Source organism: Microbacterium sp. zg-YB36, assembly GCF_024623575.2.
Taxonomy (GTDB): Bacteria; Actinomycetota; Actinomycetes; order Actinomycetales; family Microbacteriaceae; genus Microbacterium.
The window spans coordinates 800,657-822,523 of record NZ_JANJFD020000001.1; the positions used below are offsets into that span (position 1 = coordinate 800,657).

General features: G+C 70.7%; 24 protein-coding genes and 1 tRNA gene. 6 read left to right on the forward strand and 19 right to left on the reverse strand.

The window, feature by feature from the left end:
* Positions 1 to 17 precede the first annotated feature (17 nt).
* On the forward strand, positions 18 to 509 hold the full coding sequence (gene greA, locus NQ151_RS04030) for a transcription elongation factor GreA (RefSeq protein WP_257508485.1): 492 nt from the start codon (positions 18 to 20) through the stop codon (positions 507 to 509).
* 15 nt (positions 510 to 524) lie between these two features.
* Here greA and ilvA read toward each other — a convergent pair whose 3' ends face one another.
* Both ilvA and NQ151_RS04040 read right to left on the reverse strand, forming a co-directional pair.
* The gene (ilvA, locus tag NQ151_RS04035) at positions 525 to 1,751 is read right to left on the reverse strand and encodes a threonine ammonia-lyase (RefSeq protein WP_257508484.1); all 1,227 of its coding nucleotides are present in this window, start codon (positions 1,749 to 1,751) and stop codon (positions 525 to 527) included.
* On the reverse strand, positions 1,748 to 2,935 hold the full coding sequence (locus NQ151_RS04040; RefSeq protein ID WP_257508483.1) for an AI-2E family transporter: 1,188 nt from the start codon (positions 2,933 to 2,935) through the stop codon (positions 1,748 to 1,750). The genes ilvA and NQ151_RS04040 overlap by 4 nt, the downstream gene beginning before the upstream one ends.
* A 139-nt stretch (positions 2,936 to 3,074) precedes the next feature.
* On the opposite strand from NQ151_RS04040, the gene NQ151_RS04045 reads away from it, so the two are divergent.
* Entirely contained in the window at positions 3,075 to 4,307 is a 1,233-nt protein-coding gene (locus tag NQ151_RS04045; protein WP_257508760.1) for a winged helix-turn-helix domain-containing protein, read from the forward strand.
* Positions 4,304 to 5,218 (forward strand): hypothetical protein, encoded by a 915-nt coding sequence (locus NQ151_RS04050; protein ID WP_257527084.1) that lies wholly within the window; start codon positions 4,304 to 4,306, stop codon positions 5,216 to 5,218. Before NQ151_RS04045 ends, NQ151_RS04050 begins: the two co-directional genes overlap by 4 nt.
* 6 nt (positions 5,219 to 5,224) lie before the next feature.
* Here NQ151_RS04050 and NQ151_RS04055 read toward each other — a convergent pair whose 3' ends face one another.
* The 8 genes from NQ151_RS04055 to NQ151_RS04090 form a co-directional block, all read right to left on the reverse strand.
* The gene (locus tag NQ151_RS04055) at positions 5,225 to 6,298 is read right to left on the reverse strand and encodes a DNA glycosylase AlkZ-like family protein (protein ID WP_257527085.1); all 1,074 of its coding nucleotides are present in this window, start codon (positions 6,296 to 6,298) and stop codon (positions 5,225 to 5,227) included.
* 1 nt (position 6,299) lies between these two features.
* Complete coding sequence (locus NQ151_RS04060; protein ID WP_257527086.1) at positions 6,300 to 7,187, reverse strand: M48 family metallopeptidase; 888 nt, start codon at positions 7,185 to 7,187, stop codon at positions 6,300 to 6,302.
* Positions 7,188 to 7,221: 34 nt separating this feature from the next.
* Positions 7,222 to 7,791 carry a LemA family protein gene (locus NQ151_RS04065; protein ID WP_257508479.1) on the reverse strand — a complete coding sequence of 190 codons (570 nt, stop codon included), beginning with the start codon at positions 7,789 to 7,791 and terminating at the stop codon, positions 7,222 to 7,224.
* A gap of 84 nt (positions 7,792 to 7,875) precedes the next feature.
* Entirely contained in the window at positions 7,876 to 9,189 is a 1,314-nt protein-coding gene (locus NQ151_RS04070; protein WP_257527087.1) for a D-arabinono-1,4-lactone oxidase, read from the reverse strand.
* Positions 9,186 to 10,343, reverse strand: a complete 1,158-nt coding sequence (locus tag NQ151_RS04075) for a type III PLP-dependent enzyme domain-containing protein (protein ID WP_257527823.1) — start codon at positions 10,341 to 10,343, stop codon at positions 9,186 to 9,188. Before NQ151_RS04075 ends, NQ151_RS04070 begins: the two co-directional genes overlap by 4 nt.
* 99 nt (positions 10,344 to 10,442) lie before the next feature.
* Positions 10,443 to 10,688 (reverse strand): hypothetical protein, encoded by a 246-nt coding sequence (locus NQ151_RS04080; protein ID WP_257527088.1) that lies wholly within the window; start codon positions 10,686 to 10,688, stop codon positions 10,443 to 10,445.
* Positions 10,685 to 10,945 carry a hypothetical protein gene (locus NQ151_RS04085; RefSeq protein WP_257508476.1) on the reverse strand — a complete coding sequence of 87 codons (261 nt, stop codon included), beginning with the start codon at positions 10,943 to 10,945 and terminating at the stop codon, positions 10,685 to 10,687. Before NQ151_RS04085 ends, NQ151_RS04080 begins: the two co-directional genes overlap by 4 nt.
* An 85-nt stretch (positions 10,946 to 11,030) precedes the next feature.
* Positions 11,031 to 11,600, reverse strand: coding sequence for a TetR/AcrR family transcriptional regulator (locus tag NQ151_RS04090; RefSeq protein ID WP_257508475.1), 570 nt, complete (start codon positions 11,598 to 11,600; stop codon positions 11,031 to 11,033).
* 101 nt (positions 11,601 to 11,701) lie between these two features.
* On the opposite strand from NQ151_RS04090, the gene NQ151_RS04095 reads away from it, so the two are divergent.
* Positions 11,702 to 12,409, forward strand: coding sequence for an MBL fold metallo-hydrolase (locus NQ151_RS04095; RefSeq protein WP_257527089.1), 708 nt, complete (start codon positions 11,702 to 11,704; stop codon positions 12,407 to 12,409).
* Between the two features lie 67 nt (positions 12,410 to 12,476).
* Here the strand turns inward: NQ151_RS04095 and NQ151_RS04100 are convergent.
* From NQ151_RS04100 to NQ151_RS04130, 7 genes are all read right to left on the reverse strand, one after another.
* Positions 12,477 to 12,552 (reverse strand) — tRNA-Leu (locus NQ151_RS04100).
* 50 nt (positions 12,553 to 12,602) lie between these two features.
* On the reverse strand, positions 12,603 to 14,021 hold the full coding sequence (locus NQ151_RS04105; RefSeq protein WP_257527824.1) for an NAD(P)/FAD-dependent oxidoreductase: 1,419 nt from the start codon (positions 14,019 to 14,021) through the stop codon (positions 12,603 to 12,605).
* Positions 14,022 to 14,045: 24 nt separating this feature from the next.
* Positions 14,046 to 15,338: a S8 family serine peptidase gene (locus NQ151_RS04110; RefSeq protein WP_257527090.1), complete on the reverse strand. Its 1,293-nt coding sequence runs from the start codon at positions 15,336 to 15,338 to the stop codon at positions 14,046 to 14,048.
* Positions 15,335 to 15,856 (reverse strand): DUF501 domain-containing protein, encoded by a 522-nt coding sequence (locus NQ151_RS04115; RefSeq protein WP_257508472.1) that lies wholly within the window; start codon positions 15,854 to 15,856, stop codon positions 15,335 to 15,337. Before NQ151_RS04115 ends, NQ151_RS04110 begins: the two co-directional genes overlap by 4 nt.
* Before the next feature lie 38 nt (positions 15,857 to 15,894).
* Positions 15,895 to 16,398 carry a septum formation initiator family protein gene (locus tag NQ151_RS04120; RefSeq protein ID WP_257508471.1) on the reverse strand — a complete coding sequence of 168 codons (504 nt, stop codon included), beginning with the start codon at positions 16,396 to 16,398 and terminating at the stop codon, positions 15,895 to 15,897.
* Between the two features lie 32 nt (positions 16,399 to 16,430).
* Positions 16,431 to 17,711, reverse strand: coding sequence for a phosphopyruvate hydratase (gene eno, locus NQ151_RS04125; RefSeq protein WP_257508470.1), 1,281 nt, complete (start codon positions 17,709 to 17,711; stop codon positions 16,431 to 16,433).
* A gap of 113 nt (positions 17,712 to 17,824) precedes the next feature.
* A complete protein-coding gene (locus tag NQ151_RS04130; RefSeq protein WP_257508469.1) occupies positions 17,825 to 18,493 on the reverse strand; it encodes an O-methyltransferase in 669 nt (222 codons plus the stop codon).
* 263 nt (positions 18,494 to 18,756) lie between these two features.
* Here NQ151_RS04130 and NQ151_RS04135 point away from each other — a divergent pair, with 263 nt between their 5' ends.
* A complete protein-coding gene (locus NQ151_RS04135) occupies positions 18,757 to 19,230 on the forward strand; it encodes a DUF4442 domain-containing protein (protein ID WP_257508468.1) in 474 nt (157 codons plus the stop codon).
* A gap of 1 nt (position 19,231) precedes the next feature.
* Here the strand turns inward: NQ151_RS04135 and NQ151_RS04140 are convergent, their stop codons facing one another.
* Together NQ151_RS04140 and NQ151_RS04145 are read right to left on the reverse strand one after the other, a co-directional pair.
* Positions 19,232 to 19,771: a hypothetical protein gene (locus tag NQ151_RS04140; RefSeq protein ID WP_257527091.1), complete on the reverse strand. Its 540-nt coding sequence runs from the start codon at positions 19,769 to 19,771 to the stop codon at positions 19,232 to 19,234.
* Positions 19,768 to 20,022, reverse strand: a complete 255-nt coding sequence (locus NQ151_RS04145; RefSeq protein WP_257527093.1) for a hypothetical protein — start codon at positions 20,020 to 20,022, stop codon at positions 19,768 to 19,770. Before NQ151_RS04145 ends, NQ151_RS04140 begins: the two co-directional genes overlap by 4 nt.
* 220 nt (positions 20,023 to 20,242) lie before the next feature.
* On the opposite strand from NQ151_RS04145, the gene NQ151_RS04150 reads away from it, so the two are divergent.
* Positions 20,243 to 21,799, forward strand: a complete 1,557-nt coding sequence (locus NQ151_RS04150; protein WP_257527094.1) for an ABC transporter substrate-binding protein — start codon at positions 20,243 to 20,245, stop codon at positions 21,797 to 21,799.
* Positions 21,800 to 21,867 lie beyond the last annotated feature (68 nt).

Sequence of the window (21,867 nt, forward strand, 5' to 3'; positions counted from 1 at the left end):
CCCATGAAGGAGCCGCTGTGTCCACCGACGCCCCCGAGACCTTCCTCACCCAGGACGCCTACGACCGCCTCGTCGCCGAGCTGGAGCACCTGTCGACCACGGGCCGCGAAGAGATCGCCAAGCGCATCGAGTCGGCGCGCGAAGAGGGCGATCTGAAGGAGAACGGCGGCTACCACGCCGCCAAGGACGAGCAGGGCAAGCAGGAGGCGCGCATCCGCACACTCCAGCACCTGCTGAAGACCGCGACGGTCAGCGAAGCCCCGCAGAGCACCGGTGTCGTGCAACCCGGTACGGTCATCACCGCGATCGTCGCCGGCGGCGAAGAGGTCTTTCTCCTGGGCAACCGCGAGATCGCCGCGAACTCCGAACTGGACGTGTACAGCGAGGCATCGCCGCTCGGACTTGCCATCCTCGGTCTGAAGGAGGGCGACTCGACCAAGTACACCGCCCCCAACGGGCGCGAGATCCCCGTCGAGATCGTCTCAGTCCAGACCTACACCGGCCAGTGACAGCTCCTGCCCGACTCAGTCGGGCAGGATCGTGGGGGTGTAGCCGGCATCCGCCAGCGTCTGGATCACCACTGCCCGGTGCTCGGCACCCCGCGTCTCGACGCTCAGCTGCAGGCTCACCTCGCTGATCTGCAGGCCCTGCCCGTGGCGGGTGTGCAGCACCTCGGTCACGTTCGCGCCCGCGATCGCCAGCAGCTCGGACACCCTGGCGAGCTGGCCGGGGCGGTCGGGCAGCGGAATCTGCAGCGTCATGTAACGCCCGGATGCCGCCAGGCCGTGGGAGACGACGCGCTGCAGCAGCAGCGGGTCGATGTTGCCGCCGGAGAGGACCACCGCCGTCGTGCCGGTGGCGTGCACCTTGCCGGCGAGGATCGCCGCGACGCCGGCGGCGCCCGCGGGCTCCACCACCTGCTTCGCCCGCTCGAGCAGCAGCAGCAGCGCCCGGGCGATGTCGTCGTCGGTGACGGTCACGACGTCGTCGACGAGGTCGCGGATGATCGCGAACGGCACGTCTCCGGGGCGGGCGACGGCGATGCCGTCCGCGATCGTGGGCACGGTCTCGACAGCGAGCGGGTGGCCCGCCGCGAGCGACGACGGATACGCGGCGGAGTTGGCCGCCTGGACGCCGATCACCCGCACTGTGCGACCTTCGGCGGCCGCGCGCCCCTTGACGGCGGCGGCGACGCCGGCTGCCAGTCCCCCGCCACCGATCCCGACGATGACGGTGTCGAGGTCGGGCACGTCGTCCCACAGTTCCAGGCCGATCGTGCCCTGGCCGACGATGACGTCACGGTGGTCGAACGGGTGGATCAGCACCGCGCCGGTGCGCTCGGCGAACTCCGCTGCCAGCCGCAGCGGCGTCTCGACGGTGTCGCCCTCGAGGATCACGTCCGCGCCGTAGCCGCGGGTGGCCAGGAGCTTGGGCACCGGCACCCCGAGCGGCATGAAGATCGTCGCTGCGATGCCGAGCTTCTGCGCGGCCAGCGCGACACCCTGCGCGTGGTTGCCCGCCGATGCCGCCACCACACCCCGCGCGCGCTCCTCGGCCGTCAGCCGCGACAGCCGGTAGGTCGCACCGCGGATCTTGAACGATCCGGTGCGCTGCAGGTTCTCGAGCTTGAGCTGCACGGGGGCGCCGAGCAGATCGCTGAGGTGATCGGATTCTTCGAGGGGGGTTCGCACGATCACGCCGCGCAGCGCCTCGGCGGCATCCTCGATCTCCGCCAGGGTGGGGGTGGTCACGCGGGGGTCCTCCAGTCGCGGGGCACAGTGCTCCAGATGAGATCGTCGGGGCGCGGAGGCGCCCCGGTTTCCCAGCCACGCCGGGACAGATAGATCCAGGAAACGTTCACGAACGCCGCCAGCGGCACGGCGAACAACGCGCCCGGGATGCCACCGACCATCGCTCCGCCGGCGACGACGAGCACGACGGCGAGCGGGTGCACCTTGACGGCGGACCCCATCAGCAGCGGCTGCAGCACGTGGCTTTCCAGCTGCTGCACGCCGAGGACGACCACGAGCATCCACAGGGCGATCCACGGCCCGTTGTAGACGAGGGCCAGGAACACCGCCAGCGCGCCGGTCACGACGGCGCCGACGAACGGTACGAACGCGCCGAGGAACACCAGCACGGCGATCGGGATGGCCAACGGGACACCCAGCAGGAACGCGCCCAGGCCGATGCCCACCGCATCGATCGTGGCCACCAGCAGCTGGGTGCGCGCGTAGTTGACGACCGTCACCCAGCCGGCCCGACCGGCCCCGTCGACGGCCGCACGCGCGCGCTCCGGGAACAGCCGCACCGTCCAGCGCCAGATTCCGGCACCGTCGGCGAGGAAGCACAGCAGGATGAACACCGCCAGCAGCGTGCCGGTGGCGACATGCCCGACCGTGCTGCCGATGGCCAGGGCGCCGGTCCACAGCAGCTGCACCTGCTGCTCGAGCAGGTCCACCCCCTGCTCGAGGAAGCCGTCGATCTGCTCACCGGTGAGGTTCAGCGGCCCCGCGATCAGGTAGCCCCGCAGCCGGTCGGCCGCCGCCACCGTGCTGGCCTGGACCGAAGACCACTGGCGGGTGATCTGCCAGATCGCCAGCCACAGCAGACCACCGACGACGGCGATTGTGCCGATGAGGGAGATCACGATGGCCAGCCAGCGGGGGAAGCGATGGCGCAGCATGAAGCCGAAGACGGGCCACAGCAGCGCCGAGACGAGGATCGCGATCAGCAGCGGGATCACCAGCAGCTTCAGCTGGATGACGAGCCAGATCGCCACGCCGATCGCCGCCGCGATCACCAGGAACCGCCATGAGTATGCCGTGGCGACCCGCAGCCCGCGAGGAAGAGCGGTCGTGACGTCGTCAGTCACGCTCTTGCGGCGCACTGCGTCGAAGAAGACGTTGCGCGGCCTTTCTTCGGAGCCGGTCACCAGGTCATTCTAGAGTCGCCAGCCGGCGACCACGACGCCCACCCCGCCGGTGTCGGGCCACGTCGCTAGGCTTTCGGCCGTGTCCACGATCCGCCCCGCTCCCCGCTCCGCCACCCTCCGCCGGGACGAGGCACGGCGGATGGCCCTGGCTGCGCAGGGATTCGCCAGGCCGCGGCCCGCCGTCGTGGGCACCCGTCAGCTTAACCTCGCCCTCGCCCGAATGGCGACGTTGCAGATCGACTCCGTCAACGTCTTCGCGCGGTCGCACTACCTGCCGCTGTTCTCCCGCCTGGGGCCGTACGACCCGGCGCTGCTGGAGCGCCTGCTGTTCGCGCGCCGCGGGCCGTACACCGAGTACTGGGCGCATGTGGCGTCCTTCATCCCGACGGCCGACTGGGGACTGTTCGCGTTCCGGCACGAGGATCTGCAGGTCCGCTACGGGCAGCGCGCCGACCGCTGGTTCCACGCCCATCGCGGGGTGGTCGACGATGTGCGGGCGCAGCTGGCCGCACGCGGCCCGCTGCGGCCCGCGCAGATCGAGCATGCCGCCAAGACCGCACCGACGGGCGCCTGGTGGGACTGGGACGTCGTGAAGCGCTCCCTGGAGTACCTGTGGCTGTTCGGCGAGGTCGCCGTTGCCGGGCGACGCGGGTTCGAGCGGCGGTATGGGCTGGTGGCGGATGTGATCCCGGATGCCGCTCGGGTCCCGGTCCCCCGCGCCGATGCCATCCGCGAACTCGTCGCCCGCGCCGCCGCGGCCTACGGCGTCGCAACGGCGACCGATCTGGCCGACTACTGGCGCATCGCCGACCGCGCGGCGGTGCTGCAGGCGGTGAGCGACCTGGTCGACGCCGGCACGCTGGAGCCGGTCGCCGTCGAGGGCTGGGAACGCGCCGGCCGGGCGCTCCCGGCATGGCGCCACCGCGACGCGACGCTCCCCCGCCGAGTGGAGGCGGCCACCGTGCTCACTCCGTTCGATCCGCTGGTGTGGTTCCGCGATCGCGCCGAGCGTCTGTTCGACTTCGAGTACCGCATCGAGATCTACACCCCCGCGAACAAGCGCCGCTACGGCTACTACTCGCTGCCCGTGCTCGTGGGCGACGACGTGGTGGGTCGGGTGGATCTGAAGGCCGACCGCGCCGGCTCCACCCTTCTCGTGCAGTCGGCGTGGTGGGAGCACGGCCGCCCCGGCCATGCCGCCGACCGGCTCGCCGAGGTGTTGAGGTCTGCGGCGCGGTGGCAGGGGCTGGAGCGGGTGTCGATCGGCCGGTGGGGCGACGCGGCGGACGACGTCGCCGCGGCGCTGGGCGCGGCATTCCGGCACGATCGGCCCGCAGTGGCCGAACCGGTCGCGGCTACGGTGGAGGTGTGAAGCGCGGCGCCGTCATCGCAGTCGCCGCGGCAGGCGCCGCGGTGCTCATCGGCGCGGGTGCCGCCTGGTGGGCGTTCAGCCGCCCGGCCTCGGCCCAGGACGCCGCGGAGAGTTATCTGCAGGCCCTGGAATCCGGCGACGCCGGTGCACTGGCGCCGCTGCTGCCCGACGGGCAGCAGACCCAGGCGCTGCTGGCATCCTTCGTCGGCGCGGATGCATACGTCGAGGATGCCGCATTGACCGGCACCACCGTCGACGGTGACCGCACGGTCGCCGAGGCGAGCGTGCAGCTCGACGGCACCGCGAGCACCATCCAGTTCGCCCTCAGCACCGAGGCGGGCCGGTGGCAGCTCGCGGGAGACGACCACGTCGTCACGATCGATGTCGCCACGACCCTCGGTGACGCGGTGCAGATCGGCGACGCCCTGGTGCCGCTCGCCCCCGACGGCGTCGTGCACGTGCTGCCCGCGCTGTACACGCTGCACGCCGCGCCGGTGGACTTCCTCGACGGCGCCGCCACGGTCGCCGCAACCCACGGACAGCCGTCGGCGGCCATCGAGGCTGCGCTCGTCCCCGACGCCGCTGCCCGGGCGCAACCGCAATTGGACGCCTACGCCGACGCGTGCGCCGCGCCCGCGACCGCGGTGCCGCAGCGGTGCGCTCTGGAGGTGCCGTGGCCGGCCGACCTCGCCGAACTGGCGTCGCTGCGGCTGCGGATCGAGGCGTACCCGCGGCTGTCGATCGACCCGGCGACGCTCACCTTCACGGCCGTTGACGGCACCATCGTCGCCACCGCGACCGGGACGACCCGCGCCAGCACCGAGGAGTCCTTCACCTATCGCACCGACGCCTGGACGCTGCGCGGTGCGGTGGCGTTCCACGGCGACGAGATGGTGCTCACCGTCTTCTGAGCCGCCTCACGCCAGGCCCTGCACGTCCAGCCCCAGCCACGCCGCCAGGTCGCCGATCTGCTGTTCCACCGCCTCGCGCACCCCGTCGTCGAAGCCGGCATCCTCGTGCACCGCATCGACCCGCAGCACCCCGGACTTGCGGTCGGCCTTCGCGTCGAGTTTGCCCACGAACCGGTCGCCGTGCAGGATCGGCAGCGCGAAGTACCCCCAACGGCGAGCGGATGCCGGCTTGTACATCTCCAGCAGGTACTCGAACCCGAAAAGGTCCTGCAGGCGCGCGCGGTCGAACACCACCTGATCGAACGGCGAGACCAGCACGGTTCGGCCGTTGAACGGTGCCGGGTCCGCCAGCGCGGTGGCATCCACCTGCCACTGTCCTGCGACGCCCTCGACGACCGCCACGACGCCTGCGACGTCGTCCATGCTCTTGAGCCTGGCGATGCCCTGGGCCGCCAGCCGCCGCTCGACCAGTTCGTGATGCGCGTCGTCGTCGGCGACCTCGGGCAGATCGGACGGATACACGCGCTCGGCGAGGTCGAACAGCCGGCCCTTCGCATCACGACCCCACACCGCCACTTCGCCCTTGGCCAGCAGGATCTCCAGCATCTGCATCGAGTTGCGGCTGTGAGTCCAGCCCGTCGACTGCCACGACACCGCGGCGGTGTCGGGGATGTCGGCGGCGTGCAGCGGGCCCTCCGCGCGGAGCCGCCCCAGCACGTCGCGGTGGAAGGCGGCGTTGGCCTGCAGCCATTCGCGCGCCCGGACGTATTCCGGTCGCCGGGCCATCCGGGCGCGGAACAGGGGCAGATCCGACATCAGCCGGTAGGCGCCGTCCCACTCGAACAGATCGCGGTCCACCTCCACCGCGCGGCGCAGATCGGCCGGCTGGTAGGGCCAGCCCAGGCGGCTCCACAGCAGATGATCGGCGCTGGGCATGATCGCCGCGGTGGGTTCGATGTTCACCGAGGTGAGCGCATAGACCGTCTCGATGATGCCCGCGGGGCGGGGCGCGGACAGGAGCTGAGCACGCACCGCCAGCCGCCGCGCGTCGCGCTGCGAGAGCCGGAGCGGTGCGGCCATGTCAGAACTGCCCGCCCATGGCCTGCAGGCGCTGGATGCGGTCCGGGATCGGCGGGTGAGTCGCGAACAGGCGGTCGACCTTGCCCTTGCGCAGCGGATCGGCGATCCACAGGTGCGCCATGGACGTGTTGCCCCGGCGCAGCGGCTGGGCGTACTCGTCCAGCTTGCTCAGCGCCGACGCGAGGGCGTCGGGGTCGCGCGTCGTGAGCGCGCTCGTCGCGTCGGCGAGATACTCCCGCTGCCGTGAGATGGCCGACTGCACCACGGCGGCGAGTACCGGCGCGAGGATGGCGGCGATGAGCCCGAACAGCATGAGCACCGCCTGTGCCCGGTTGTTGCCACCGCGCCCGCCGCGGCTGAAGAACGCCACGCGCAGGCCGATGTCCGCCAGCAGCCCGACGGCCACGACGAGCCCGAAGACGACGAGCGAGACGCGGATGTCGTAGTTGCGGATGTGCGCGAGCTCGTGGCCCAGCACGCCCTCCAGCTCGCGGTCGGTCAATCGGTCGATCAGACCCGTCGTCACGGTGATCGACGCCCGCTCCGGGGTGCGACCGGTGGCGAACGCGTTCGGCGCGGGATCGTCGACGACGTACAGCTTCGGCATCGGGGTGCCGGTGGCGATGCAGAGGTTCTCGACGATCCGGTACACACGCGGCGCGTCCTGCTGCGACACCGCTACGGCCCCGGACAGCGCAAGCGCCTCACGGTCGGCGACGAAGTACTGCACCGTCGCGTAGCCGCCGGCGAAGACGAGCACGAACGCGGTGATCCACCAGTTGTTCCCCGCAAGCCACCCGGCCAGCAGTCCGAGCCCGCCCAGCAGCAGCACGAAGCCGATGAGGATGAACCACGTGTTGCGCTTGTTGCGCGCGATCGCGGAGTACACAGTGCCTCCGCTCAGTGGTGCCTTGCGGCCCTACTCAGAACTGGACGCGGGGAGGTTCCGAGATCGCGGCGCCGTCGACGACCTCGAAGAACTCGCGCTCGTGGAAACCGAGGTTGCGAGCGAAGAGGTTGTTCGGGAAGACGCGGATCTTGGTGTTCAGTTCCCGCACACCGCCGTTGTAGAACCGGCGCGAAGCCTGGATCTTGTCTTCGGTGTCGACGATCGACTGCTGCAGGTGCAGGAAGTTCTGACTCGCCTGCAGCTGCGGATAGGCCTCGGCGACGGCGAACAGCGATTTGAGCGCCTGCTGCATGTGCCCTTCGGCCACGCCCGCGTCGGCCGGGCCGGCAGCGGCGAGGGTCTCCGCGCGGGCGCGGGTGACGTTCTCGAACACCGCCTTCTCGTGCGCGGCATAGCCCTTGACCGCCTCGATGAGATTCGGCAGCAGATCGGCGCGGCGCTTGAGTTGCACCGTGATGTCGCTCCACGCCTCATCCACGCGTACATTCAGCGCGACGAGCGAGTTATAGGTCGCCCACAGGTAGACGCCGACGGCGACCACCAGCGCGACGACGATTAGTACCGGGATCAACCATTCCCACATGTGTCCGTGGCTCCCCTCAGAGTGTTTCCCCATCCTAGTGGGGTGCGCACCGCCCGACGTCGCCGGTTCGGGCACTCCCAGTCGTTACCCACCGAGCACGCGGTCCAGATACGCGTTGCGGAACATCCCGGTCGGGTCCAGGCGGTCGCGCAAAGCGGTGAAATCGTCGAACCGGGGATAACGGTGCCGCAGCCGCCCGGCATCCAGCGTATGCATCTTTCCCCAGTGCGGCCGCCCCTCGTGGCGCAGCATGATCTCCTCGACCGCGTCGAAATACTCCGCCGGGTCCTCGCGCCAATAGCGGTGCACGGCGATGTACCCGGTCGCCCGTCCGTGCGCCGTGGACAGCCACAGGTCATCCTCCGCCGCCACCCGCACCTCGACCGGGAACGACAGCCGCCAGCGCCGCTCAGCCACCAGCGCCTGCAGCTCGCCGAACGCTGCGGCCAGGCGCCCCACCGGCACCGCGTACTCCATCTCGCGGAACCGCACCCCGCGGTGCTGCGTGAACACCACCGGGCATAGATCCTTGTACTCGCGGTCACCGGTGAGCCGCGTCGCGAGGCGATTGACGGCGGGGACGATGCCGGGCGCGACCGTGCCGGCGGCGCACGTGACGCGGTACACGCCGTTGGCCAGCAGCGTCTCGTCGATCCAGCGCCCCACGACCGGAAGCCGATGCCGGGGCGTGCTCTCCGGCATCCGCGTGTTCGTCTTGGTGAGCGCGACGTCGGTGTGGGGGAACCAGTAGAACTCGAAGTGATCCGCCGCATCGGCCCGCCCGCTCAGCTCGGCGACCACCTCGCCCAGCGGTTCGGGGCGCTCCACCGCGTGCAGCACGAACATCGGCACGCACTGCAGCGTCACGTCCACCAGCACCCCGAGGGCGCCGAGCCCCAGTGCGACCGCCGGCAGCAGTTCGGGGTTGTCGGTCTCGTCCACGTGCAGCAGTTCGCCGTCCGCGGTGACCAGCGTCGCCCCGACCACCTGGGTGGCGATGCCGCCGAAGCGGGCGCCGGTGCCGTGGGTGCCCGTCGAGATGGCGCCGGCGATCGACTGCCGGTCGATATCGCCGAGATTCTGCATCGCGAGGCCGTAGGGCGCGAGCAGCTGCGGGATGTGGTGCAGCTTGGTCCCGGCCAGCAGGCGCACCTGCGCGCGGTCGCGGTCGACGGAAACGAGGCCGCTGAGGTCGGTCAGATCCATCAGCACTCCGGGCGCGACCGCAATGCCGGAGAAGCTGTGCCCCGATCCCACCGCTTTCAGCTGCAGCCCCCGCGCCGCCGCGGCCTGCACGCCGCGGCGCACCGCCGCAACCGTCGCGGGATATTCCACCCGTTGCGGGCGCACCTTCTCGCTGCGCCCCCAGTTCTGCCAGGTGCCGCCGGGACGTGTCACAGGAAGCTCCTCCCCTCGCCGCGGTAGGTCGGGGTCTCCCCCACGACCTCGGCGCCGTCGACCAGGTGATAGCGGTCCACGCGCTCGGCGAGCTCACCGCTCTTGGCGTGGCGGAACCAGACGCGGTCGCCCACCCGCAGCCCACGCGCCGCCTCGCCGCGCAGCGGGGTCTGCACCTCGCCGGCGCCCTCCCTCGTCATCGTGACCAGGCCCCGCGGCCACACCGGCGCGGGCTGGCGGGACGGCAGCGCCGGACCGGACGCGATCCACCCGCCGCCGAGCACCGTGACGATGTCGGGTTCGGGCTTGCGCACCACCTCGAGCGCGAATGCCGCGGCCGGTGCCGGCGCGAAGGTGCGGTAGCCGTCGAACAGGTGACCGGCCAGCAGACCGCTTCCCGCCGTCAGCTCGGTGACCGACTGGTCGGCGGCGGTGTACTCCAGCGACCCGGTGCCGCCGCCGTTGACGAACTCCAGCGGGGCGATCTCGCGCACCGCCGACACGATCGCGGCGCGGCGCTCACGCAGCTCCTCGCCGGAGCGTCGCTGCATCCACCGGATCACACGGTCCCCCGACCCGACGGCATCCGGCTGTCCGGCGATCTGCGCCTCGTACATCATCACGCCCACGAGGTGGAAACCGTCGCGGTCGGCCACCGCGCGCGCGAGCCGGGTGGCGTCGCCGGCGTCGCGCAGGGGCGACCGCCGCACCCCGATGTGTCCGAGACCGAGGGCGCGCCACGACGCGTCCACGTCCATCGCCACGCGCAGGGTCGGCCTGGTGGGGGGCGGGGCGACCGCGTCGATCAGGTCCAGTTGCGCGAGGTCGTCGATCATCAACGTCACGCGCGCCGCGGCCCGCTCGTCGCCGGCGAGCCGGGCGATCGCGTCCCGGTCGACGCTCGGGTAGCCCAGCACGACATCGTGATGGGATTCGGCCAGCCACAGCGCCTCGGGAAGCGTATAGGCGAGGATGCCGCCGTATCCCGGGACCGCAAGGGCGGCCTCCAGCACCTCGCGGACCCGGATGGACTTGCTGGCCACGCGGATCGGGACGCCCCCGGCGCGCACCACGAGGTCGAGCGCGTTGAAGCGGAGGGCAGGCACGCTGATCGCGGCGATGGGCCCGGACAGGTGCGCGACGGCGGACGTCATCGCCTCCCAGTGGGTCGCAGGGACGGGGCGCGCGGCGGCATCATCGCCGAGAAGGTCGAGCACGACGCCAGCCTACGGCCCGCGGGCGCGCCCGGCCGGTCAGCTCGCGCCGGCGGGACTCGCGTCGGTGCGGGTGTCGTCGTCCAGCGCGACGAGGTCACCGGTGTCGGGATCGATCCGGTGCCGCAGGCATACCGTCCGCAGGTCGAACCGCCCCTCGGTGGTGACGTCGAGGATCGCCACGCGCTGCCCTTGTGCCGCCACCGGCACCGGGCCGTCGTCCTCCTCGATGACCGCGCCGGCGAGGATCGTGCCGGCGGCATCGTGCACGACGATGACCCTCATCGCCCCGCCACCCAGATCGCACTGAACCGGTAGAGGTTGCCGTGTTCGACGCGGGTGACGAAGTGCTCGGTGTGGTGCAGATCGTTGTCGGACGACGTCCACTGCTCGAGGATCTGCGCGCGCGGCTCGTTTGCCTGCCACGGCCGGAACGAGAAGCCCCAGTAGTGCTCCCGCTCGCCCATCTCCCACGTCCAGTGCACCGTCGCTCCCCCGCGCTGGAAGACCGGTTCTGCCCACACATGGCGGAGGCTCGGCATACCGGGGAAGCTACCCCCGCGGCATCCGATGGTCAACGGGGTGCGCGCTGTCTCCGGGAGACGGATGCCGCAGCGGCGCGGCCGGTCAGCCGGCGAGGGCCGTCGCCAGCCGGGCGATGCCGAAGGCATAGGCGCGGTCGACGTCCCCGCCGAGCCGGAAGGCGCCGGCCAACTCCATGCCGATGAACCCCGTCGCCCAGGCCGTGACGGTGCGGGCCGCCTCGAGCGCGTCGTCCGCACCGGCAAGCTCGGTGGTGATGTGCAGCAGCGGGGCGACCGCGTGAGTGAGCGCCTCCGGGTCGGGCCGGGTCGCTTCGGAGGTCGGGGCGAAGACCAGCCGGTATTCCTCGGGGCGCGCGTGCGCGAACGAGCGCACCTCGTGGGCCAGCTCGGTGAGCTGCGCGCGCGCGTCCGGGCCGCCGGTGCGGCGGGCCACGATGGCGTCGAGACGGTCGCCGAGCTCGTGGGCGGCGGCGGTGGCGATGAGGCGGAGCAGCTGGTCGCGACTACGGACCCGTTTGTACAGCGACGGGGCGCGCACGCCCACCCGGTCGGCGACGGCCTGCATCGTCAACGCGGCCAGACCATCGGATGCCAGGATGGCGCGGCCGGCGGCGACGATGCCGTCCAGCGAGGTGCGGGCGGGGGTGGGCATGGGTGCTCCTTTCCGGATTCCACCCTATCGCTATGACACATAGCCATGTAGGCTATGCACCGTAGCCATCAACCCACACCTCCCTGCGAAGGAAGCGAACCATGAAGCTCAGGCCCGGACTGCACCGGATCGGCAACGACATCATCGCCGTGCATCTGATCGCCACGGATGCCGGCGTCACCGTCATCGACGCCGGGCTGGCCGGTCATTGGCGCGACCTGCTGGCAGAACTCGACGCCATGGACCGGTCGCCGGCGGACATCCGCGGCCTGATCCTCACACACGGCGACAGCGACCACGTCGGGTTCGCCGAGCGACTGCGCCGCGACCACCGCGTGCCGGTCTACATCCACGCCGCCGATGCCGCCCGGGCTCGCGGCGAGAAGCCCCCGAAGACACCGTGGCCGGGGATGCGCCTCGGTCCGACGCTCGGCTTCATCGGGTACAGCCTCCGCAAGGGCGGCCTCCGCACGACCCCCCTCAGCGAGGTCATCGAGCTGCAGGGTGGCGAGGTGCTCGACCTTCCGGGCGACCCGCGCATCATCGCGCTGCCCGGTCACTCCCCCGGCAGCATCGCCGTGCACTCACCCGCCGTCGACGCGCTGTTCGTCGGCGACGCCCTGACCACCCGGCATGTGCTCACCGGGTGCCGGGGTGCCCAGCCGGCGCCGTTCACCGACGATCCGCAGCAGGCGCTGGATTCGCTCGCGGTGCTCGACTGCCTGCAGGCGAGCTGGGTGCTACCGGGCCACGGCACGCCGTGGACGGCCGGGGTGGACCAACTGCTGCCGGAACTCCAGTCGCACTGACGAAGCGACCCGCCGGGCGGGTTCTCCCGGAGACAGGGAGACGGGATGCCGCGACGAGCGCGTCCGCTGGTACCCCCGGTGGGACTCGAACCCACACTTGAGCGATTTTAAGTCGCCTGCCTCTGCCATTGGGCTACGGGGGCGCGGCGCGAGCGCCGCCGCCCACCCTAGCGCCGTGTGGACCGGCCGGTGCTCAGCGCGACGCGGCGGACTGCGCCGGTGCCTTGCCGGCGTCTTCCGCGGCGACCGTCTTCGGGTCGATCGCGGGGGCGGGCGCCGGGGCGTTCGCTGCCGGACGAGGCCGCGCCGCGAACTCTTCGAACACGTAGCGGGGGTTCTGCACCGTCTGCAGCGACACGTTGTCGCGGCTCAGCCACAGGTTGTGCCACCAGTCGCCGATGACGCGCCACTTGCGCTCCCACGAGGGCATCGCCATGCCGTGGTAGCCGCGGTGGGCGAGCCAGGCGATGAAGCCCTTGAGGGCGATGTTGCCGGACTGGAACACGCCGTTGTACAGACCCAGGCCCGCAACGGCACCCAGGTTGTGGTGGACGTACTCGGTCGGCAGCTCGCCGCGGATCACCGCGGTGAGGTTCTTCGCGAGCAGCTTGGCCTGACGCACCGCGTGCTGGGCGTTGGGAACGCAGTAGCCGCCGACGCCCTTTCCGGTGAGGTCGGGAACGGCCGAGACGTCACCGGCGGCCCACGCCCCCTCGACGACCTCGGCCTCGGTGCCGACGCGCAGGTCGGCGCGGGTGCGGATGCGACCGCGCTCCTCCACCGGCAGGTCGCTGCCGCGCACGACGGTGGGGTTGGCCATGACGCCGGCGGTCCAGACGATGAGGTCGGTGGGGATGACCTCGCCCGTGGAGAGCTCGACGTTGCCGTCGACGGCGCCCTTGACCTGGGTGTCCAGGTGCACGTTCGCGCCGCGCTTGGCGAGATCCTTCAGCACCCATTCGCTCGTCTTCAGCGACACCTCGGGCATGATCCGGCTCATCGCCTCGATGAGGTGGAAGTGGGTGTCTTCGAACGTCAGCTGCGGGTAGTCCTTCAGCAGCGAGGATGCCAGCGCCCGCATCTCTGCGAACACCTCGATGCCGGCGAAACCGCCGCCGACGACGACGACCGTCAGCAGGCGGTCGCGCTCGGGACCGGCGGGGAGGTTGGCGGCGCGGTCGAAGTTGGTGAAGATGCGGTCGCGGATCGCGACGGCCTCTTCGATCGTCTTCAGACCGATCGCGTTCTCGGCGATGCCGGGGATCGGGAAGGTGCGCGAGACCGCACCGGCGGTCACGACGATCTGGTCGTACTGCTCCTGCCACGGGTCGCCGACGGCGGGAGTGATGGTGGCGACCTTGTTGGCGTGGTCGATCCCGGTGACCTTCGCGGTGATGACGCGGGTCTTCTTCAGGTGACGACGCAGGCCCACGATCACGTGGCGCGCCTCGATCTCACCGGCGGCAACCTCGGGGAGGAAGGGCTGGTAGGTCATGTAGGGCAGCGGGTCGACGATCGTGACCTCTGCTTCGCCTTTACGGAGGTGCTTCTCGAGCTTCCACGCGGTGTAGAAGCCCGCATACCCGCCGCCGACGACGAGAATTCTGGGCACGGTGACAGTCACGGGGAAGAACTCCTAGATTGGGCGGGTCGGCTGGCGAGGGGTCCGAGCCGATCGGATGCGCCGGGTAGCAGCGGTGACACCGAGCGCCACCAGTATACCGGCCGCTGTCGCCGCCGTCAGCGGAAGGCTGCCGTACAGCAGGGTGTTCTCGGTCGGCAGGAGGGGTGACTGGGTGCGGGTGACGGCCTCCGGAGCCGGCAGCGGCGGGACCTCCACCGGCTGCGCCGAGGGCTCCGGGGTAGGCGTGGCATCCGCCCGCCGATACAGCCGGATCCACTCGCTGAGGCTTCCCATCGGGTTCTCGGTCACCGCCGCCACCGGCGCGGTGACCGCCGCGGCCGCGTTGACCAGGCCATAGCCGTAGAGCGCGTCCCGCTCCCGGGTCGTACCGGGTGCGGGGCGGGCGGTGCTGATGATGCGGTTGATGACGTTGGCGGCGTCGAGGTCGGGGTGAGCCGCCCGGACGAGCGCGGCGATGCCGGCGACGATCGGTGCCGCGCCGCTGGTGCCGTCCCACATGACGGGCGAGCCGTCGGGTGAGACGCCCAAGAGGTCCTCACTGGGCGCCGAGACGGCGATCGTGATCCCCTGCGTCGATGCATCCACACTCGCCGCCCCCGACCGATCGACGCCGCCGACGGTCAGCACGCCGGGGATCGTCGCGGGCGCACCGACGCGGTCGGTTCCGCTGCCGCGGTTCCCCGCAGCCACGATGACCACCACGTCGCGCTCGAATGCGTAGAGGAACGCGTCATCCCAGCTTTCCGGCCAGTCGAGGGTATTGGTGGTGAAGGAGAGGTTGATGACGTCGGCGCCGTGGTCGACGGCCCACCGGATGGCGGACGCGACCTGATCGGCGAACGGTGTCGCAGCGGCCGCGCCGAAGCCCAGCGACACCGACAGCAGCTCGGCACCGGGCGCGACGCCGATGATCCCGGTGTCCGCTCCGGTGCCACGTCCGGCGGCCAGCGATGCCACGTAGCTGCCGTGGGCGGCGTCGACGGCACCCACCGGGGTGCGTCCGTCGGCGGCGCCGAGCCCCGAGAAGTCGGCGCCGTCGACGACGCCGCTGAACTCCACCGGGCCCCGGGCGACACCGGTGTCGATGACGGCGATCCGGGTCCCCTCGCCGCGGGTCGTCTGCCAGGCTTCACGGATGCCGTAGTCGTCGAGCCAGTACTCCAGCGCCCGCAGGTCGGGAACGGTAGCCGGTTCCGGTTCGGGTGCCGGCGCCGGTGCCGGTGCCGCGCCGAGCATCGCGATGGATGCCAGCACGAGAGCGGCGGCGGCCACCTTGCGCCTCATTGCGTGCGTCCGCCGGGGTGCGCGCAGGTGCATCGCTGCGGCGACCATTCCGAGCGCTCCAGCGCACGGTCGCCGATCGGGTTGACGCCGGGCCCTGCGGCGAGGGCGTGACCTGCCAGCGCATGCAGGCACTTCACGCGCGTCGGCATCCCACCCGCGGAGATGCCCTCGATCTCCGGCACGTCCCCGTGGGGGGCGCGATCGGCGAGGTATGCCTCGTGGGCCCGGGCGTACTGCGCGGCGAGGTCATCGTCGGCGGCGAGCTCATCGGAGAGCTCCCGCATCACCTGCTCCGCCTCCAGTGTCGACATCGCAGCCGTGGCGCCGGGGTGGGTGAGGTAGTAGAACGTCGGGAACGGCGTACCGTCGGGCAGGCGCGGCGCGGTGGCGACCACCGTGGGGTTACCGCAGACGCAGCGCGCGGCGATGCCCAGCACCCCGCGGGCGGGGCGGCCCAACTGCTCGCGGAGCACCGCGAGGTCGACGTCGTCGGCGGGGTCGAACGGCGGGGTGCTCACCCGAACAGGCTACCGTGAGGCTGCTGAGCGGATGCCGATCACGGTGTGGGTGCCTCGGTGGGCGCGTCGGGCACGCCGATCTCATACGTGACGGTCTGCGCCACTCCCGCTGCCGCCACCGAGCGGACCAGGCGTGTCATCCAGTCGCTCTGGGTCTCTTCGACGTCGGCGCTGACCCGGGCCTGCTCCCGCGGCACCTCGACGGCCGGCAGATCGTTGTCCACGAGGAAGACGACCTCGCCGACGTGGTGGTAGTACAGCCGCTCGCGCGCCTGGGTGGTGATGTAGGCCGGGTCTTCCCACCGGTCGCGCGCCGCCTCGAGCTCGGCGACCTCGTCCTCGCCCAACTGCACCGACCGCTCCAGCGCCGCGATCTGCTGACGCTGGTCGAGGTAGGTGCCCACCGTCGGCACCAGCACGAGCGCACCCAGCACCACGAGGCCCAGCATGATGACCATGAAGCCGGACAGGCGGATGCCGCCCAGCCAGGCGCGCACATCGACGCTCTGGGTACGAGAAGGGGGAGCCGTCGTCTTCGCCACGGCTCCCCCTCTCGTCAGTGTCTGATCAGCGCTCAGCCCTTGAACCGGGGGAACGCGGCACGACCGATGAAGGTCGCGGCATCGCCCAGCTCCTCCTCGATACGCAGGAGTTGATTGTATTTCGCCACGCGCTCGCTGCGGGCGGGCGCGCCGCTCTTGATCTGACCCGAGTTCACCGCGACGACGAGGTCGGCGATGGTGGTGTCCTCGGTCTCGCCGGAACGGTGCGAGAACATCGTCGTGTAACCGGCGCGGTGCGCCATGTCGACAGCATCCAACGTCTCAGACAGCGTGCCGATCTGGTTGACCTTCACCAGCAGCGAGTTGGCGACACCGCGGGCGATGCCGTCGGCCAGACGCGTCGGGTTGGTCACGAACAGGTCGTCGCCGACGAGCTGCGTCTTCGTGCCGAGCTTCTCGGTGAGGTGCTTCCACGCGTCCCAGTCGTCCTCGGCGAGGGCGTCTTCGATCGTGACGATCGGGAACGAGTCGACGAGGTCGATGTAGTAATCCGTCAGCTCCTCGGCCGACCAGTCCTTGTTCTCGAAGCGGTAGACGCCGTCCTTGAAGAACTCCGTCGCCGCGACGTCGAGACCGAGCGCGATGTCGGTGCCGGGGGTGAAACCGGCCTTCTCGATCGCCTTCACCAGGAAGTCCAGGCCCTCGCGGTTGCTGGGCAGGTCGGGGGCGAAGCCGCCCTCGTCGCCCAGGCCCGTGGCGTAGCCGGCGGCCTTCAGCTCGCTGCGCAGCACGTGGTACGTCTCCGCACCCCAGCGCAGCGCCTCGGCGAAGCTCGACGCGCCGATGGGCGCGAGGAAGAACTCCTGGCAGTCGATGCCGTTGTCGGCGTGCGAGCCGCCGTTGATGACGTTGAACAGCGGAACGGGCAGCACGTGCGCGTTCGGTCCGCCCAGGTAGCGGAACAGCGGCAGGTCGGCGCTGTCGGCGGCGGCCTTGGCCACGGCCAGGCTCACGCCCAGGATCGCGTTGGCGCCGGAGCGCGACTTGTTCTCGGTGCCGTCGACCTCGATGAGGATCTCGTCGATGATGCGCTGCTCGCTCGCCTCGACACCTTCCACAGCCGGGCCGAGCTCGTCGATGACGGCGGCGACGGCCTTGAGAACGCCCTTGCCTCCGTACCGGCTCTTGTCACCGTCGCGCAGCTCGGTCGCTTCGAATGCGCCGGTGGATGCGCCGGAGGGGACGGCAGCGCGCTGGACGATTCCATCGTCGAGCAACACCTCCACCTCGACGGTCGGGTTGCCGCGCGAATCCAGAATTTCTCGCGCGCCTACAGCCTCGATAAGTGCCACGGATGACTCCTTGCTTGTTGAGGGTGGATCTGGGGAGCGTCATTGGTCCGCTGTGTCCACTCTAGTGAGGCCGGTATCGACACCACAGGCCCCGCGCCGTGCAAGAGGGGCGGTCAGAGCACGATCGCGATCGCGACGCCGTCCCAGCCCTTCGCATCGAGCGTCTGCAGCGCGGTCGCGTCGAAGCGCGGATCGCGGGCCAGCATCTCGAGGCCCCGTTGCACGCCGATGACCTGCGGGTCGGTGGTTGCGGGGTCGGCGACGCGGCCGGCACGCGCGATGTTGTCGACGACCACGACCGTGCCGGGGCGGCCGAGCCGGGCGGCCCAGTCGAGGTAGAGCGTGTTGGACTCCTTGTCGGCGTCGATGAACACCAGGTCGAACGGATCCTCGCCCGCAAGCGTCGGCAGCACGTGCTCACCGCGGCCGATGCGCACGTCGACCCTGTCGGCCACGCCGGCCCGCTCGAGGTTTTCGCGGGCGACAGCGGCGATCTGCGGTTCCGCCTCGATCGTGACGACCCGACCGCCTGAGGGCAGGGCGCGCGCGAGCCAGATCGTGGAGTACGCACCGAGAGTGCCGATCTCCAGCACCCGCCGCGCGCCGGTCATGCGGGCGAGCAGGTGCAGCAGCTTGCCGTTGACCGGTGCCACTTCGATCGACGGCATGCCGGCGGCATCCTGGGCCGCGACGGCTGCTTCCAGCGCGGGATCGTGCCCGACGAGGGTGTCGGTGAGGTAGCGGTCGACGCGCTGCCAGGACTCTTCGGTGGGCTCGTTCACCCACCCAGGGTCGCGGCGCCCCCGGGCGGCGTCAAGTGACGCGTACCGGCAGGGCGCGTGAGTGTCAGCATCCGGCATCTGAGTCCGCCCGCCCACCCGCCGCGATTTCGGAGAACGGCGCCATTCCGGATGCCTGCGGGCGAGAGGATCCGAGGTTGAGGTGTTCTCCGAAGAACCGGCACGCCCGCGCGTGGAAGCACGGGCACGAATACTCACTCACGGGCACGAATACTCACTCGGCGGCGATCCGCCAGAATGTGTCCATGCGTGTCACCCCCCAGCGCCTCGCCCTCGGCATGAGCCTGTGGGCTCCCAACCTGTTCAGCGGCATCCGCGTGCGCCGGTTCTCCGACGACTGGACCAGTGCCACGGTCGAGTTGCACGTCAACCTGATCACCCGCAACTACGTCAAGACCGCGTTCGGCGGCTCGATGTCGGCGATGACCGACCCGTACTTCTTCATGCTGGTGATGCACCAGCTCGGGCGGGACTACGTCGTCTGGGACACGCGCGGCGAGATCGAGTTCCTCAAGCCCGGCAAGGGCGTGCTGACGGCCCAATTCGAGGTGCCGCGCGAGAAGGCCGAGGAGCTGCGTGAGCGCGCCCGCGGCGGCGCGAAAGTGCTGGAGTGGTTCGAGACCGACGTCACGGATGCCGCCGGCGACGTCGTCGCCCGCGTGCGCCGCGAGGTCTACGTGCGCGAGAAGCGGCGCACCACCGCGGCAGCATCCGGCTGACTCACACCTCCGGGGGAATGCCGCGGTCGCGCACGAGGTAGATCCACGGGAACGCCCGGCACGCGACCTGCCAGCCCTCGCGGATGTCCGCCGGTGGCGTCCGCCAGAGGACACGGCGATGCTCCCACTGGGTGTCGGTGCGCTGCATCCGGTGCGCGAGCATTCCCGCCTCCACCGTGCGCCAGCCGGCGCGGCCGGCGGCGTCCAGCTCGGCCATCTCGTCGAAGGCCGTCACCGGCCCGAGCCAGCGCTCGTCGGCGTCGGACTGGTCGGCGATTTCGGAGGCGGTATCCGACGAGCCCCCGAATCGCTGCTGCGCGGCCTGGCGCGACATGCCGAGCTCCGCGCCGATGAGGGCCCAGCTCGCTCCCCCGCCGCGGGCGGCGGCGACCGATCGCTGCAGGATCCCGCGGGCCTCCGCCTCGGCGCGCGCGGCCCCGTTGATGAGGGCAAGGTGGTCGTCCACGCCGAGGGCGGCGCCGTCGTCGACCTGCGCGGCCGCGAGGACGGCCCGGCCGACGGCGTCGGCCAGATCGCTCACGTCCGGTCATCCCTGCTGGGGAGCCACGCGGCCACAGGCTCCGCGCGCCCGAGTCCGTTGCCGTACCCCCAGAAGTACGCGCCCACAGCGATCATGCCGATGCCGGTGCCCTGTACGGCTCCGCCCCAGAAGCCGCGCCACTCCAGCGCGATCGCGAGGATGAGAAGCACCGCTCCGAGGAGCATGCCCACAATCGCGACCCACTTGACCCGTCCGATCGCGGCGGACGCCCGATTGCTCAAATTCTCCATGCCGTCAAGATATCGTTGACACCGCCAAGGCGTCAAGGAACTGTTGACGGATGGCGGTTGCGGCCGCCTCAGGCACCGAACGATGCGCACTATTCGGCCATGTAAAGCGTTTTACATCAAACTGTTTACACCTTCGTTCGCGCTGTGCTTCACTGCGGAAGGCGTCTCACCGAGACCGCCGATCGCGGCAAGAGCCGCAGTTTCTGGACAAGGAGGTCCGATGAGCGAGAGAACCCGACGCATACGCAGCGTCACCGTACTGACGAGTGTGGCGGTGCTCGCGCTCAGTGGGTGCGCGGCGTCACAGCAGAACGCGCCCGCAGATGAAGACGCCGCCCGCGGGACCTTACGGGTCGCCCTGGAGGCGGCGCCGTCGAGCCTTGACCCGGCCAACATGGAGCAGTCCACGAGCCCCTTCGCGCAGCCCGCCTACGACGCCCTCATCAACGTCGCCACGGACGGAACCCTCGAACCGGGCCTCGCGACCGAGTGGGGTTTCATCGACGACGAGAACAAGGTGTTCGAGATCACCCTGCGGGACGGCGTGACTTTCTCCGACGGCGCCGAGCTCGACGCCGAGGGACTGGTGACCCACCTGGAATACCTCGACACCGGCAAGAGCAACGTCGTGACCCTCGTCAACAACGGCACCTACGAAGCGCGGGATGAAGACACGGTCCGCATCACCTGGGAGACACCGCATCCGCTGGCACCACAGGCGTTCACCCAGCGCTGGGTTGCCGGCATGGTCATCTCCCCGGATGCCATCGCCGCCGATGCCGCGGGACTGGCCACGCAGACGGCCGGCGCGGGGGCATACACGCTGGACGCATCCGCGACGGTCGCCGGCTCGCGCTACGTGTACACCGCACGCGACGATTACTGGAATCCCGACGCGCAGCACTGGGACGAGATCGTCATCACCGTGATGGACAACACCGAGCAGCGACTCAACGCCCTCAAGACTGGTGAGGTCGACTACGCCGCGGGAGATCTGGGCACCGCGGACGCCGCCGCCGACGCTGGCCTGCAGGTGCTCTCGGCGCCCACGGTCTTCTACGGTTTGAGCCTGCTCGACCGCGACGGCACACTCGGTTCGCCGCTCGCCGACGTTCGGGTACGCCAGGCCATCAACTACGCGCTCGACCGTGAGACGATCGCCACCGCGCTCCTGGGCGACTACGGCTTCGCTACCGAGCAGACGGTGGTGCCGAGCGAGCCCGGTTTCGTCGACGAATTGGCGGGGCACTACGCCTACGACCCCGACAAGGCCAAGACGTTGCTCGCCGACGCGGGATACGCCGACGGCTTTTCCATCCCCGTCATCGCCAGCACGTCCGCGACGGCGGCGACCCTGTCGCAGGTGCTCGTCGACCAGCTGTCGAAGGTCGGGATCACCGTGGAACTGGACGCACGGCCGAGCGCCGATTACTTCGAGGCGATGACGAGCGGCACCTTCGCCGCAGCCGTCGTGGGGTACGGATCGCAGCCGATCCCGATGGAGTACGACGGGCTCTTCGGTCCGGCGGCGATATTCAACCCGCTCGCGTCCACCAGCGCGGCGATCGAGGACGACTACCAGAAGGCAGTCGTCGCGCCGGAGGCCGAGGCGACGGCCCTGTACGAGGCAATCCAGCGTGAACTGGTCGAGCAGGCGTGGTTCGCGCCGGCCGTCTTCGCTCCGGTCTTCTACTACGCCTCAGCGGAGCTCGCCCCGGTCGAGGCCACCGAGGCGCGCCCGCAGGCACCGCTGACCGAGTTGGCCCCGGCCGAGTGATCGGGGTGGGGAGGGGCCGGCCCGGCTCCTTCCCCACCCGGGCCGTCCCACCTACCGGAGGAATCCCC